General features: G+C 51.3%; 11 protein-coding genes. 9 read left to right on the plus strand and 2 right to left on the minus strand.

Features of this window, described 5'->3' with window-relative positions:
• The first annotated feature begins 79 nt into the window (after nucleotides 1-79).
• Nucleotides 80-973: an IS982 family transposase gene (locus Q366_RS08180; RefSeq protein ID WP_084691755.1), complete on the plus strand. Its 894-nt coding sequence runs from the start codon at nucleotides 80-82 to the stop codon at nucleotides 971-973.
• 152 nt (nucleotides 974-1125) lie between these two features.
• On the opposite strand, the gene Q366_RS08185 is transcribed toward Q366_RS08180, so the two are convergent.
• Nucleotides 1126-1821 carry a hypothetical protein gene (locus Q366_RS08185; RefSeq protein ID WP_035237976.1) on the minus strand — a complete coding sequence of 232 codons (696 nt, stop codon included), beginning with the start codon at nucleotides 1819-1821 and terminating at the stop codon, nucleotides 1126-1128.
• 26 nt (nucleotides 1822-1847) lie between these two features.
• On the minus strand, nucleotides 1848-3935 hold the full coding sequence (gene fusA / locus Q366_RS08190; RefSeq protein ID WP_035237977.1) for an elongation factor G: 2088 nt from the start codon (nucleotides 3933-3935) through the stop codon (nucleotides 1848-1850).
• Nucleotides 3936-4278: 343 nt separating this feature from the next.
• Here fusA and rsmG point away from each other — a divergent pair, with 343 nt between their 5' ends.
• The 8 genes from rsmG to lspA all read left to right on the plus strand — a co-directional run bounded on the left by rsmG (nucleotide 4279) and on the right by lspA (nucleotide 14628).
• A complete protein-coding gene (gene rsmG, locus Q366_RS08195; RefSeq protein WP_035238162.1) occupies nucleotides 4279-4920 on the plus strand; it encodes a 16S rRNA (guanine(527)-N(7))-methyltransferase RsmG in 642 nt (213 codons plus the stop codon).
• Between the two features lie 145 nt (nucleotides 4921-5065).
• Nucleotides 5066-7363 carry an ABC transporter substrate binding protein gene (locus Q366_RS20190; protein WP_051957911.1) on the plus strand — a complete coding sequence of 766 codons (2298 nt, stop codon included), beginning with the start codon at nucleotides 5066-5068 and terminating at the stop codon, nucleotides 7361-7363.
• Between the two features lie 5 nt (nucleotides 7364-7368).
• Nucleotides 7369-8118: a phosphosulfolactate synthase gene (locus Q366_RS08205; RefSeq protein ID WP_035238167.1), complete on the plus strand. Its 750-nt coding sequence runs from the start codon at nucleotides 7369-7371 to the stop codon at nucleotides 8116-8118.
• A 3-nt stretch (nucleotides 8119-8121) separates the two neighbouring features.
• Nucleotides 8122-8661: a histidine phosphatase family protein gene (locus Q366_RS08210; RefSeq protein ID WP_035237978.1), complete on the plus strand. Its 540-nt coding sequence runs from the start codon at nucleotides 8122-8124 to the stop codon at nucleotides 8659-8661.
• The gene (locus tag Q366_RS08215; RefSeq protein WP_035237979.1) at nucleotides 8658-10094 is read left to right on the plus strand and encodes an SLC13 family permease; all 1437 of its coding nucleotides are present in this window, start codon (nucleotides 8658-8660) and stop codon (nucleotides 10092-10094) included. The genes Q366_RS08210 and Q366_RS08215 overlap by 4 nt, the downstream gene beginning before the upstream one ends.
• A complete protein-coding gene (locus tag Q366_RS08220) occupies nucleotides 10094-11134 on the plus strand; it encodes an ABC transporter substrate-binding protein (protein ID WP_051957912.1) in 1041 nt (346 codons plus the stop codon). Before Q366_RS08215 ends, Q366_RS08220 begins: the two co-directional genes overlap by 1 nt.
• 204 nt (nucleotides 11135-11338) lie before the next feature.
• Nucleotides 11339-14134 carry an isoleucine--tRNA ligase gene (gene ileS, locus Q366_RS08225; RefSeq protein ID WP_035237980.1) on the plus strand — a complete coding sequence of 932 codons (2796 nt, stop codon included), beginning with the start codon at nucleotides 11339-11341 and terminating at the stop codon, nucleotides 14132-14134.
• Nucleotides 14134-14628 (plus strand): signal peptidase II, encoded by a 495-nt coding sequence (lspA, locus tag Q366_RS08230; RefSeq protein WP_051957913.1) that lies wholly within the window; start codon nucleotides 14134-14136, stop codon nucleotides 14626-14628. The genes ileS and lspA overlap by 1 nt, the downstream gene beginning before the upstream one ends.
• Nucleotides 14629-14633: the final 5 nt, after the last annotated feature.

Raw genomic sequence — 14633 nt, forward strand, 5'->3', positions numbered from 1 at the left:
ACGTGATGTGCAACTTTTTTTGACAACATGATTATATTCCCGATAGGCACTGATAATATCAGACAGGGAGGATAGAGTTATGTTGTCAATAGAAGATTTTATAATTGAAATATATTGTCGGACAGATGATTCTTTGAAAGAAATTTCCCGGGGTATAAAATTACGCAGCCGGGGTTTTCCTCCTTCGCTATCCGATAGCGAGGTCATTACCATGGAAATTGTGGGTGAATACATCGGAATTGACACCGATAAGGGGATATGGGAATACTTTCGGCGTCATTGGCTACACTTTTTTCCCGATCTTGGTTGCCGGACAACCTTTGCGCGCCAAGCCGCAAATCTCTGGTATTGGAAATTAAAACTTCAGCGCAGGTTTGCAAAAGAATGTGGAGCCTTTGATGACAATATTCATCTTGTTGACGGTTTTCCATTACCTGTATGTCATTTCAAACGGGCTTATTTTTCCCGAATTTTCAAAGGTGATGCCACATACGGATATTGTGCCGCCAAAGATGAAAAATATTACGGATTCAAAGGCCATGTGCTGATCAGCCTTTCTGGTGTAATTTCGTCCTTCACCCTGACTGCTGCCAACGCCGAGGAACGGGATGCCTTGTGGGAAATGCTTTGCGGCATCCGGGGGCTCGTCATTGGGGATAAAGGTTATATAAGCGACTTTCTACATAACGAATTGCTTTTGTACGGCATTGATCTGCAGACACCTTTTCGTTCGAATATGAAAGATGACCGTCCTCCAGAATCCGTCCGAATTATGACATCGGTTCGCAGAGAAGTCGAAACAGTAATCGGACAACTTTGCGAACGCTTTAATATTGAGAAAGTGCGTGCAAGAGATTTGTGGCATCTGACAAGCAGGACGGTTCGAAAAATACTGTCTCATACTGTTGCAGTCTTTATCAATTGTCTTTACGGTCGGAAAAATTTACAATTTGACGGCCTTGTAGATACATAAAGTTGCACATCACGTTAGATCAAATCAATTTATTTTATCTGCTGATGTCATGTGCGGACCTTAGGATACAAAAAGGCCGCAACCCATATTGACGGGTGTTGCGGCCTTTAACCGTTTTGATCTGTTAAAACAGTATGATTAATGCAATCTGTTTATTCTTCCGCCGGCATCAATGTGGCCGGATCCAGTAAACATGTCTGATCTGTTTTATCTCCGTCCTTAAGCACAATCGCCTGGATTTTATCTTCCGCCGTAACAAGGAATACTGCCTTGTTAAACAGCAGGTCGTAATTTTCCAGCTGCACCGGATAGCCGTTCCGGTTCAACGGTTCTTCCCTGTGGGTTTGCATGGAAAACCAGATGCAGGTGCCGAAATCCTGGTGAAGCTGTTTTAAATCAGAAAGCATATCTGAACGGTCGGTATCAAAATCAAGGCCGTCAATAATCATCAGGGTGGGCAGGGTAAGGTCAGCCCCTTCGAAACTGTTCAGATAATCTCTGATTTTGCTTACATTGAATGTGGACTCGTTGTATGCAATACCTGTTTTGTGATGTTGTATGTCATCCCACAGATGTTCGGCAATCTGGGCGTCAACATAACCGATACTGTCGATAAGACTGGTGTATCCTTCATTATATCTTATGTTGATTTTCTCAATGGTGTCACATAAGCTGATATGAAGCACTTTTTCGTCGCAAAGCAGACGTGTCAGGGCAATTTGAACCAGAAATCCGGTTTTGCCTACGCCGGCCCGGGAAAGTACGGCACCGAACTGACCATCTGTGATGTTTTCGGCGCCAATGATTTTTTCTGCCGGGCTTCTTAAAATGAGGTCATTTTTAAGCATATTTCCTCTCTTATATCAAAAAAGTCTTATTTATTTTTGGCTGCTCTTTCTTCGGCTTTTTTCTTGGCAATTTCCTCTGCCACAGACAGGGGGGCCTGTTTATACGAAGAAAATTCCATTGTGAACTGGGCCTTGCCCTGGGTGGCGGATCTTAAAATTGTTGAAAAGCCGAACATGTCGGACAGCGGAACCTGGGATTCGATGACGGACATGGTTCCTTCCTCCTGGGAGCCCTGGATAATGCCGCGCCGCTGGTTGATCAGGCCCATGCAGGCCCCCTGGAATTCATTGGGGGTTTCAATCACCACCTTCATAATCGGTTCCATGATTACCGGTTTTGCTTTGTTGTAAGCCTCAAGGAAACCACCGCGGGCTGCGGACTGGAAGGCCATTTCGGATGAATCAACAGCATGGTAGGCGCCGTCTTCCAGGGTTACCTTGATGCCGGTTACCGGAAACTCGAGGCTGGGGCCTTTTGCAAGGCAGGCCTCAAAGCCTTTTTGGCAGGCCGGAATATACTGGGTGGGGATGCGCCCGCCGGTGACTTTGTTCACAAATTCAAATTCTTCTTCAGTGGGTTCCATAAACCCTGACACGCGTCCGAACTGACCTGCACCACCGGTCTGTTTTTTATGGGTGTAGTTGAAAGGCGCTTTCCGGGTAATGGTTTCCCTGTAAGCTACCCTGGGCTGGCCGGTGATAACCTCGGCATTGTATTCGCGCTTCATGCGCTCCACATATACTTCGAGATGAAGCTCGCCCATGCCCTGAATAATCGTGTCTCCGGTTTCATGATCCACGTAGGTCTTGAATGTGGGATCTTCCTTGGTAAACCGGTTCAGGGCCTTGGACATGTTGATTTGGGCTTTGTTGTCCTTGGGCGTAATGGATAAAGAGATAACCGGTTCCATGACGTGCATGGACAGCATGGAGTAGTTGATATCCGGTGAAACAAAGGTGTCGCCCGATGCACAGTCAATGCCGAACATGGCACCGATATGACCGGCCGGGACAGCGTCCACATCTTCCGTCTGGTTGGAGTGCATACGGATGAGACGGCCGATTTTAACCTTTTTATGGTCCCTGGCGTTGATCAGGGTGTCTCCTTTATTCACACACCCCTGATAAACACGGATGTAGGTCAGCTGACCATACTGGCCGTCTTCCAGTTTAAAAGCCAGTGCCACGGTGGGTTTGTCAAAATCACTCTCCAGGATGACAGTTTCTTCGTTATTGTTCAGATCAATGGCCTCATTTTTAATATCCAGAGGGCAGGGCAGGTATTTAATCACAGCGTTCAGCAGGGGCTGCACCCCTTTGTTTTTATATGCAGAACCCAGGAAAACCGGGGTCATCTCCCGGGCAATGGTGCCGGTCCTTACTGCAGACATGATCATCTCTTCGGTAATTTGCGATTCCTCAAGAATAGCGTCCGTCAGCGCTTCGGAGAACAGGGACACGGCATCGATCATCGCCTCCCTGGCGGTTGCGGCGTCATCTTTAAGTTCGGCAGGGATGTCAGCTTCAACCATTCGTTCCCCATTGTCACCTTCAAAATAAAAGGCTTTCATTTTTACAAGGTCGATAACACCCTGATGCTTGTCTTCAAGGCCTATGGGAAGCTGCATCATCACGGAATTATGGCCGAGTTTGTCCCTGAGCTGCTTGCATACCTTAAGCGGGTTGGCACCCGACCGGTCACATTTATTGACAAATGCAATGCAGGGGACTTGGTAGCGTTTCATCTGCTGGTCAACGGTAATGGACTGGGACTGTACCCCGGATACTGAACAAAGGATAAGAACAACTCCGTCCAGAACCCGCAAGGACCGTTCCACCTCCACGGTAAAATCCACATGGCCCGGCGTGTCAATAATATTAACAGCATGGTTGTCCCATTGACAATGGGTGGCGGCGGAAGCAATGGTAATGCCCCTTTCCTTTTCCAGTTCCATGGAATCCATGACCGCACCGGTGCCGTCTTTACCCCTGACTTCGTTGATTTTATGGATTCGGTTGGTATAAAAAAGAACCCGTTCAGTAAGCGTGGTTTTACCGGAATCAATATGGGCACTGATTCCGATATTTCTTACCCGTTTAAGATCTCTGATCATTTTGTTTTGTCCTTAAAAATAAAAATTCCTTTGAAGCAATACTAAGCGCGACCATTGCCAAAGGCGCAGCCGTTATGTTCCATACTATAGTTTTATTATGATTTTATTAAATTATTCCAGAATATAAAATGCCAAACAAAGTAGAAAAAAGACTCAAATACACTATTTTTCTAATAAAATCAATTTTAATTTTATTATTCACGCAATACACTATGAAGAAATTTTGTTGAATTTCAGGAAGGCCGATTATAGGATTGGCCCCAAATTTTTATTCTGTGAAAAGTATGGGGGAGGGGGGGGCAAACAAAGTGTATTTTCAAAACATAAACAGGGTGCATATATAATGAAGGAATTTTGCCATTGCCTTGAAAAGGGTACTGATGCCCTTGGGTTAAACGTGTCTCCCGGCCAGACCGGTTTACTGGCTGCCCATGCCCGGGAATTGCTGCACTGGAATGCCAAAATGAATCTGACCGCCATAACCGATATCCGGCTTATGGCGTATAAACATTTTGTGGATGCGCTGGCTGCGGCCGGATTTCTGGATCGGCCTGCACGGATAATGGACATTGGTTCCGGTGCAGGTTTCCCTGCTGTTCCCATGAAAGTGATCTGTCCGGACCTTGATGTCACCATGGTGGACGCGGTGAGAAAAAAGGTCAGCTTTTTAAACCATGTGGTACGCACCTTAAAGCTTGACAATATCAGCGCGCTACATGCCAGGGTTGAAGACCTTGCCAGATCTCCCGAACATTTTCAGATGTATGATGCAGTGACAGCCAGGGGCTTTGCAGATCTTGGAAAACTTGCAAAGCTTGCCTGTCCCATGCTCCGGCCCCACGGCAGGATTTATGCCCTGAAAGGGGCGCATGCCCTGGAGGAGATCACGCCTGAACTTGAGGCGCAGTTTCACATTATACATAAACCTTACTGCCTGCCTTTTGTGGATGCCCAAAGGGTTGTGGTTATCCTTGAAACCCGTTAAACGTATCCTTTGCACCCAGGGGATTTCGGTTGACAAAAACAGAAGCCCCAGCCTACTATTCGCTCGTGTTCGGCCGTTTGGCAGTAGTGGCGGAGAAAATACCCGAAGGGGCTGGCAGCCATTTTTTTAATTGCAGAGTACACACATGAACCCATCAAGATACGCTGGTCTTTTTTTACCCATCCTTTTGATATTCTGCCTGGCCATGCCGGTCACAGGCAATACAGCGCAGCGCCTCGGGGCAAAGAAACACCATGTGCTGCTGCTGAACTCCTATGCCAAAGGCTACGCCTGGACCGACAACGTGGTCAGGGGCGTCGAAGATACCCTGGGCACCCGTCAGGATGTTGTATTAAAAGTCGATTACATGGACACCAAGGTCAACAACACCGAGTTTTATTACCGGTTGCTCAAGATGCTGTTTGCCGTCAAGTACAGCGGCAAGAATCTGGATGTCATCATTTCCAGTGACGATGATGCCCTAAAATTTCTCATGCAGTACAGGGACACCCTCTTTCCCGGAGTGCCGGTGGTCTTCTGCGGGGCAAACAACTTCACCCCGGCCAAGGTGAAGGGCTTTTCCAATTTCACCGGGGTAAACGAACAGGCGGATTTTGCTACCACCCTTGCCCTGATGTTCAAGCTTCATCCCAAAACCAGGACTGTGTATGTGATCAATGACCAGATGACAACGGCCGGGCTCCTGAAAAAGGAATTCATGGAAGCAGCCGGAGTTTACCAGGAATTCATTGACTTTCCCATGATCGACAATATTGACATGGCAGGCCTGGTGCAAAAGGTCTCCCGCCTGCCCCAGGACAGCCTGGTCTTTTATCTCTCCTTTTTCAAGGACAACACCGGCGCAAGCTTCACCCCCATGGAGGTGATCCCCTTGCTGGCCAAAGCATCCCCGGTCCCCATTTACGGGACTGTGGATTATATGCTGGGCCTGGGTATTGTGGGGGGCATGCTCAAGAGCAGCTATTACCAGGGGGAGATCGCGGGCAAGCTTGCCCTTGAGGTTCTGGCAGGCACGCCCGTGTCCGATATCCCGGTGGTGCTCAAAAGCCCCAACCAGTATATGTTCGACTATACCCAGCTTGTGGTCCGGGGCATCTCGCCCAGGGACCTGCCCCAGGGCAGTATCATCATCAATGAACCGGAAACCTTTTATTACAAGTACAAGCGACTGATCTGGACCATCACCGCTGTGGTCCTCGGGCTGATAGGGTTCATCGTCATCCTGCTGTTCAATATCAAAAAACGGATCCGGGCCCAGAAAGGGCTGCAGACCATCATCAACGCCACCTCCTCCATTGTGGATTACAACTCCCTGGAAAATTTCCGGCAGGAACTGGCCACCCAGCTCACCCAGCTTTTGCCGGTGAGCCGGGACATGCTGCTGTTCAACCATGGAGAACCGGAGGACGACCAGGTGGACATCCGGTTTCCCTCGCCCGCCTCCAATGTCGATGAATCCCTGTTTAAAGAGATGCCGGAAACCGCAGCCCAGATCATCCTGGATGCCTTGAAACAGGAAAAATGCACCATCCAGCGCAAAAGCGGGGTGGCTTTTTTCAAGAGCCGCCATCTGCCCGGGAACCTTATCCTGCTCAAGGGAAAACGGGGGATGGACGACCTGGACAGGGATCTTCTGGAGATCTTTGCCTCCAACCTGGCCATGTCCATTGACAATATTGAAAAGCATAAAATTGAAAAATCCCTGGAAACGGCCCGGCAGATCCAGATGAGCATGCTGCCCAAACATTTTTCATCTTTTTCCGAGAAAAACCAGGTGGATCTCCATGCCTTTCTGGCGGCTGCCAAGGAGGTGGGGGGGGATCTCTACGATTTTTTCAACGTGGACGAGGACCATCTTTGCTTTGTGGTGGGGGATGTCTCTGACAAGGGTGTGCCCGCAGCCCTGTTCATGGCCATGGCCAAGAGCCTGATCCGGTCAGCCGCTGAAAACAACACCCACCCCGATCAGATCATTGCCAAGGCCAACAACGGCCTGAGCCGGGATAATGAACAGAGCATGTTTGTCACGGTATTCCTGGGAATTTTTAAACGGTCCACCCGGGAGCTGGCCTATACCAGTGCCGGCCATAACCCGCCCTATATCGTCTCCCCAACCGGCACGGTCACCCAGGTCAAGCCCACACCGGGCCTTGTTCTTGGCGGGTTTGAAGGGATGCCGTATACCAGTGAAACCCTCACCCTTGAACCCGGGGACGGATTGTTTGTCTATTCAGACGGGATCACCGAAGCCATGAACCGGAACCAGGAGCAGTACGGCGAAGCGCGCCTGGAAGCCGCCCTGGCCCGGATGCCGGACAGCAGTGCGCAAGCCCTTAACGCCCATGTGCTTGATGACCTGAATGCCTTTGTGGACGGTGCCTCCCAATCCGATGATATTACCATGTTATTTGTAAGAGTATGATTCCCATGAGAAAATCCATTGATGTACCTGAACGCGCTGCAAAACCCAGGACAAAAGGCATTACCGCCATCACCGATGTGGGTATCCCTGCAGGGGAACTGCCTCTGATCCTTGAAAGCTACCACTCCTTTGTGGACATTGCCAAGCTGGGCCTTGGCACGGCATTTCTGGAGCCCTTCCTGGCTGAAAAAATCGCCTGCTACAACAGGTTCGGCATTCCGGTATATTTCGGAGGCACCCTGTTTGAAAAACATTATATCCAGGGCCGGATAACGGCGTATCTGGATCTGTTACGCCATTACGGGATCTGCCATATTGAAATTTCCTGCGGCACCATCAGCCTTGAATCCCAGCGTATTGTGGAGATGATCCACCAGTTTAAAAATGAATTCACAGTCCTGGTGGAAGTGGGAAAAAAAGCGCAGGACCCAAGCTTCACAAAGGAACGGTGGATTAAGGAAGCCTCCGCCGCCATGGATGCCGGATGCGACTTTGTCATTCTTGAAGGCCGGAACACGGCAGATGCCGGGATCTACGACAGCCACGGGAACCTGGATGAGGATCTGATAAACACCCTTATCCAAACCGTTGAACCGGACCACTTGATTTTTGAGGCAGCCACGGCCCGGAGCCAGGCCAAGTTGATCAACCTTTTGGGGGCCAATGTCAACCTGGGCAACATCTTTGCCCGGGATTTACTGCTGCTGGAAACCCAGCGGGCCGGTCTCCGGGAAGAGACCTTTTTCGTCTCCTGATCCATGGACCTTTTCCTGCTCCGGCATATGCAGACCCCTGATAACAAGGCCGGGATACTCCAGGGCCGCAGGGATATCTCCATCCTGCCCCCGGGCCCCAGGGAGGAAAAATTGATACGGGACAACAAACTAAAGCTTGCCCCCTTCACCCGTTTTGATCATATCCTGGTCTCCGGCCTGAAACGGACCCATGAGACTGCCGCCTTTTACACGGACCGGTTCTCCGTGGAGCCCCTGCTGGATGAACTGGACTTCGGCCCCTTTGAAGGCCGTCCCAGGGCAGAGCTGATCCGGGCCTGTCCGGACTGGGAAACCAACCCCGCAGCCTTGGTTCTTGGGGAGCCCCTGTCCGCCCTGAAACACCGGGTGCTGGCCTTTATGGACAGATATGCCGGTGCAAAAACCGTTCTGGCCTTTGGCCACGGTGCATGGATCCGGGCGCTGACATCTCTCTGGGAGACCGGGAATCTGACATGCATGAACCGCATCACCATTCCCAACAACACCATTGTCACCATTTCCAGCGAAAGGAGAAAGATGTGACCGGTCCAAATTCCCCGGCCCGGCCAGGACCTGCATCCTATGTGACGGCCAAGCCCCTGGTCTGGGCCCTGGCCATTGTCCTGCCCTTTGCCCTGTTTTTCTACCTCTTCCACCTGGGCGTGGCCAGGGATACCGCCATCTTCATTGCCATTGTCAGCCTCACCCTGCTATCGTGGATGTTTTCCCTGACCGCAGACTTTATCCCCGGCCTCTTTGCCCTGCTCCTGCTGCTGCTCTTTGGCCTGGTTCCCAACCGCGTGGCCCTTTCCGGGTTTTCCTCCAACGGATTTCTCATTGCATTTTCCGTCATGGGCCTGGGCGCTGTGATCTCGACGTCGGGCCTGGCCCGGCGTTACACCCTCTGGCTGATCCAGATCCTTCCCCAGAACTCCCTGGCCTACCAGATGGCCGTCTTTTTCACTGGATTCCTGCTCAATCCGGTGGTGCCCACCATCACGGCCAGGGCTGTCATGGTCTGCCCCATCATGAACCGGATGTCAGACCACATGGATGAAAAGACACGGAACAGGACCGCTACCCAAATGTACCTGGCAGGGCTGGACGGAATTAACCTGCTCTCACCGGTCTTTCTTACCGCCGCCCCTGCCAACCTCATGGTGTTCGGCCTCTTCCCGGTCCAGGAGCAGTTTACCTTTCAATTTACCTATTGGTGTTTTGCCGCCTCCATTGCCGGTGCCATTATCCTGGGGGCCTATTTCCTGGTCTCTGCCCTTTTTTTCAAAGGGTGGCACAGGATAGAGATGGATCAGGCAGACATCAAAGCCCAGTGGCAGGAGATGCCGGCCATGAGCGGGGCTGAATGGGCTGCCCTGGCCAGTATCATCCTGCTCACCCTGGGCATTGTCACCGCCCCCTGGCACAAGATCCCCATCCCTTTGATCGCCTTTTCCATTATCTGCTTTCTTCTGGTGTTCGGAGCCCTGGACCGCAAGGCCTTTATCGAAAAAATAGACTGGCCTTTTCTCTTTCTCCTGGCTGCCATGATCGGCGTCATGGCCAGCATGAACCACATGGGCCTGGACAAGGCGCTGGTGGCCCGGTTCGACACCTTCAAGACCTTTATGCGGATGGACTTTGAAAAATTTGTCCTGGTGCTCAGCAGCATTACTCTCCTGGTCCGGCTCTTTATCCCGCTGAACTCCGCCATCCTCATTCTGGCAGCCGCCTTCCTGCCCCTGGCATCCGGTGCCGGCATCAGCCCCTGGGCAGTGGGATTTATTATTCTGATCATGTCTGAAACCGCCTTTTTCGGGTTTCAGTCTCCCTATATCCTCTTTTTCCGCAGCCAGGTGGCAGGGCATGTCCCCTATTCAGAACCCCGGGTTCAGCTGTTTCACGGGATACTGGTTCTGGTAAAATTAGGGGCCATTTACGCTTCCATCCCCTTCTGGCGCAGCATCGGGGTGCTATAATGAAACAGAAACTTTCCATGCTTCTCTGTCTTATTTTCCTGGGCACGGTCCTTGTCACGGCCGTGGTGTACAATACCTTAAAACCCCGGGTCATGATCCTCCAGAGCTATGACCCGGATTATGCCTGGACCCGGGATGTGGACACGGGGCTGCGAAGGGTCATTGACAAGTGGACCGGGTACTCTGTGACCTGGCACTACATGGACACCAAGAAACTCTCTGACCCGAAGTGGCTCAAGCGGGCCGGCATCATTGCCCGGCGGGTCATTGAACAGACCAATCCCAGGGTCCTCATTGCCGTGGATGACCTGGCCCAGGGCCTGGCTGCCAAATACTTTGTGGACCACCCCACCATGGATATTGTATTTGCCGGGATCAACGGCAGTGCCGAACCCTACGGCTACAACCGGGCCAAAAACGTCACCGGCATTTTCGAGCATAAACTGCTCCGGGCGGTCAAGGAGGCCATCATGGCCCTGGAAAGCAAAAAAGACGTGCCCAACCCCACGCCCTCCCTGGCCTATGTCCTGGATCCCTCCCCCTCCCTGACCAAGGGAAGGGATAATATTGACACGTATCCCTGGCATCCTGTGGCCTACAAAGGCTCTGTCATTGCCAGGGATTATCCTGACTGGCAGGCCATTGTGCAGAAACTGGGCAGCCAGGTGGATTATCTCATTGTGGCCAATTACCGCAAGCTGCACACGGCAGGGCCTGACAGCCCGTACGCCGATCCCAGGGAGGCCATGGCATGGACTGAAAAGCACTCAAAGGCGCCTGTCATCGGCATTAACTCCTTTAATGTGGAGGACGGGGCCATGATCTCCATCGGGGTCTCTCCCTTTGAGCAGGGGGAAACCGCAGCAGCCATGGCCCAGGAGATCCTGACCCGGAACATCAGGGCCGGGCAGATCCCCATGAAACAGAACAGCCAGTACATTGTGGCCATAAGAGAATCCTCCCTCAAGCTCCGGTCCCTGGCCCTGCCGGCTATTTACGAGGCCTTTGGCCGGGCCACGGAAAACTATATTGAAAAATGATCGTCCGTCGTCACCCAGGTCGGTGACACATATGCCAGGATGATCAGGACAACGCCGGCCCCCTGCCAAATTTAGAATCGCTGTAAATTCCGCTAAATTCTTGACTTTTCCCTTTGCGGCCATTACAAAGAAAAGTTCGATAATAACAGCCGTGGGCTGACCTGATCCATCAACATCCGAAAGGCAAAAGGAATTTTAAGAATAATGGATTATAAAAAAACACTGAACCTGCCTTCTACCCAATTTGCAATGAAGGCCAACCTGCCCCAGCGAGAACCTGAGATGATCAAAGACTGGGAACAGAAAAATATTTATAAAAAATTGCGGGAACAATCCAAGGATAAGCCCCTTTTTATTCTCCATGACGGTCCTCCCTATGCCAACGGCCATCTTCACATGGGCCATGCCATCAACAAAGTATTAAAGGATATTATCATCCGCTCCCGGCAGATGTGCGGCTTTAACGCACCGTATGTTCCGGGCTGGGATTGTCACGGCCTTCCCATTGAACACAATGTGGACAAAAAGCTGGGCAGCAGGAAAAAGGATATGACCCCGGTGCAGGTGCGCCGGGAGTGCCGGGCTTATGCAGCATCATTTGTGGATATCCAGCGAGAAGAGTTTAAACGCTTCGGGATTGCAGGGGAGTGGGATGAACCCTACCTGACCATGAACTATCCCTATGAAGCACGCATTGCCAAAGAGTGCGGTGAATTCGGCTTGTCAGGGGATATGTTCCTGGGCAAAAAACCCATTTACTGGTGCTGCAACTGCCAGACCGCTCTGGCGGAAGCTGAAATTGAGTACCATGATCATACGTCCCCGTCCATTTATGTAAAATTTCCTGTAAAGGATAATGCCAAAGATTTTTTTGATGCCGACGGGGAAACCGTCTCCATTGTCATCTGGACCACCACCCCCTGGACCCTGCCGGCCAACCTGGCTGTCTGTCTTCATCCGGATTTTGTTTATGCTGCGGTTAAAACAAAAAACCAAGGCATCCTGATCATGGCCAGGGAGCTTGTGGAAAATGTCATGGGCCAGTTTGGGATATCAGAGTATGCCATTGTTGCCGAACTGTCTGCCAAGGACCTTGAAAACCGCAACTGCCGGCACCCCTTCTATGACAGGGATTCCTTAATTATCCTGGGGGATCACGTCACCCTTGAGGCCGGAACCGGCTGTGTTCATACGGCTCCGGGCCACGGGGCCGACGACCATATTGCAGGCAACCGCTATAATCTGGACTGCTATTCGCCCGTGGAGGACAACGGCACCTTTTCCCAGGGGGTTGAGCTGTTTGAAGGCCAGTTTATTTTTAAGGCCAATGCGCAAATCAATAAAACCCTGGAAGAAAAAGGGGCGCTGCTCAAGCAGGAAAACCTGTCCCATTCCTATCCCCACTGCTGGCGCTGTAAAAAGCCCGTCATTTACCGGGCCACACCCCAGTGGTTTATCTCCATGGACAACCTGGGGCTGCGGCAAAAAGCCCTGGATGAAATCAACAATGTCCATTGGATTCCGTCCTGGGGCAGGGAGCGTATCTATGCCATGATTGAGCACCGGCCGGACTGGTGTCTGTCCCGCCAGCGCTCCTGGGGGGTTCCCATCCCTGTATTTCACTGCACCAAGTGTAAAAAGGTGTATGTGACCCGGGAGTCCGTGGATCGTATCCATGAGCTTTTTACGCAATTTTCTTCGGATATCTGGTTTGAAAAGGATGCGCAGTATCTGATGCCGGATGGTGCGGTATGCGATGACTGCGGATCAACAACCTTTACCAAAGATCAGAATATCCTTGATGTGTGGTTTGACTCAGGTGTCAGCCATGCCGCCGTACTGGAGGAAAGACAAGGCCTGCAACGTCCGGCAGACATGTACCTTGAAGGTTCTGACCAGCATCGCGGCTGGTTTCACTCCTCGCTTCTGACCGCTGTGGGCAGAACCGGCCATGCCCCGTACAAGGCTGTGCTCACCCACGGGTTTGTGGTGGATGAAAAGGGCCATAAAATGTCCAAATCCGTGGGCAATGTGGTGGCCCCGGACAAGGTGATCAAGCAGTACGGTGCCGACGTGTTACGGCTCTGGGCGGCTTCGGCGGATTACCGCGGGGATGTCAGCATTTCCGATAATATCATCAAGCAGCTCTCGGATGCCTACAGAAGGATCAGGAACACCTGCCGGTTTCTTTTAGGGAACTTCACCGGGTTTGAACCTGCCCAGGCCAGGCCGGTTGAAAACATGGAAGAGCTGGACCGGTTTATTCTCCACCGCCTGCATTATGTGGTAAAACGGTGCCGGGCAGCCTATGATGCCTATGAATTCCATGTGATCTATCATACCCTTCACACGTTCTGCGTGGTGGATCTCTCCTCTTTTTATCTGGATATTATCAAGGACCGTGTTTACACAAGCCCTGAAAATTCTGATACCCGTAAAGATGCCCAGACCGTCATGTTTATGATACTGGATGCTCTGGTAAAAATCATGGCACCGATCCTGCCCTTTACGGCTGAAGAGATTTACACCCATATGCCCCTGGGAAAGAGCAAAAAAGAGAGTGTTCACATGGAAGAGATGGTCAGTCTTGACCCTGCCCTTGAGAACAGGGAACTTGCCGCCAAGTGGGAAAATATAAGGGCTTTGCGGGCGGAAGTGACCAAGGCCCTTGAAGAGGCACGAACAGCCAAACTCATCGGCCATCCCCTGGATGCTTGCGTTGAAATCAAACTGCCCCAGGGGGACCTTGCGGTTCAGGCGGTATCCCTGGATGTTGATCTCAATGATATTTTTATCGTGTCCCAGGCCCGGGTGGTGGAGACCCTTGACGGGGATGTCTACCAGGGCAAGGAGATCCAAGGCCTGGCCATAAAGGTGGCAAAGGCTTCCGGTGAAAAATGTGAACGGTGCTGGCGGTTTGATGAGAACTTAGGGATTGATCCGGATCATCCCGCGGCCTGTCCCCGCTGCACCCAGGCCCTTAAAACCATTCTGGGCTGATGGCCGGTTTTTCAGCACCCATGCGGCGGCTCGCCCTGGTCAGTATCTGTGTTCTTTTGCTGGACCAGATCACCAAATGGCTTATTGCAAGGCATTTGCCGCTGTACTCAAATATTACGGTGATCGATCATTTTTTTAACATCACCCATGTACTTAATCCCGGGGGGGCGTTTGGCTTTTTTGCCGAACAGTCCCCCGGGATCAGAAAATTCATTTTTTTATTTTTATCCTCCGGAGTTGCCCTGTTCGTACTCTGGCTTTACCGAAAAACCGCCGAATCCCACATTTTTTTATCCTATGGCCTGGCCCTGATTTTCGGCGGTGCCATCGGGAATCTGATTGACCGGTTCCGGTTCGGTAAAGTTGTTGATTTCCTTGACTTTTATGCCGGTTCCCTTCACTGGCCAGCCTTTAATGTTGCCGATTCAGCCATTACCATTGGAATGGGCATACTAATTTACCACGTAATATTCAATAAACTGCCTGAAATATAAGGGGG

The sequence above is a fragment of the Desulfobacter vibrioformis DSM 8776 genome, assembly GCF_000745975.1.
GTDB classification, from domain to species: domain Bacteria; phylum Desulfobacterota; class Desulfobacteria; order Desulfobacterales; family Desulfobacteraceae; genus Desulfobacter; species Desulfobacter vibrioformis.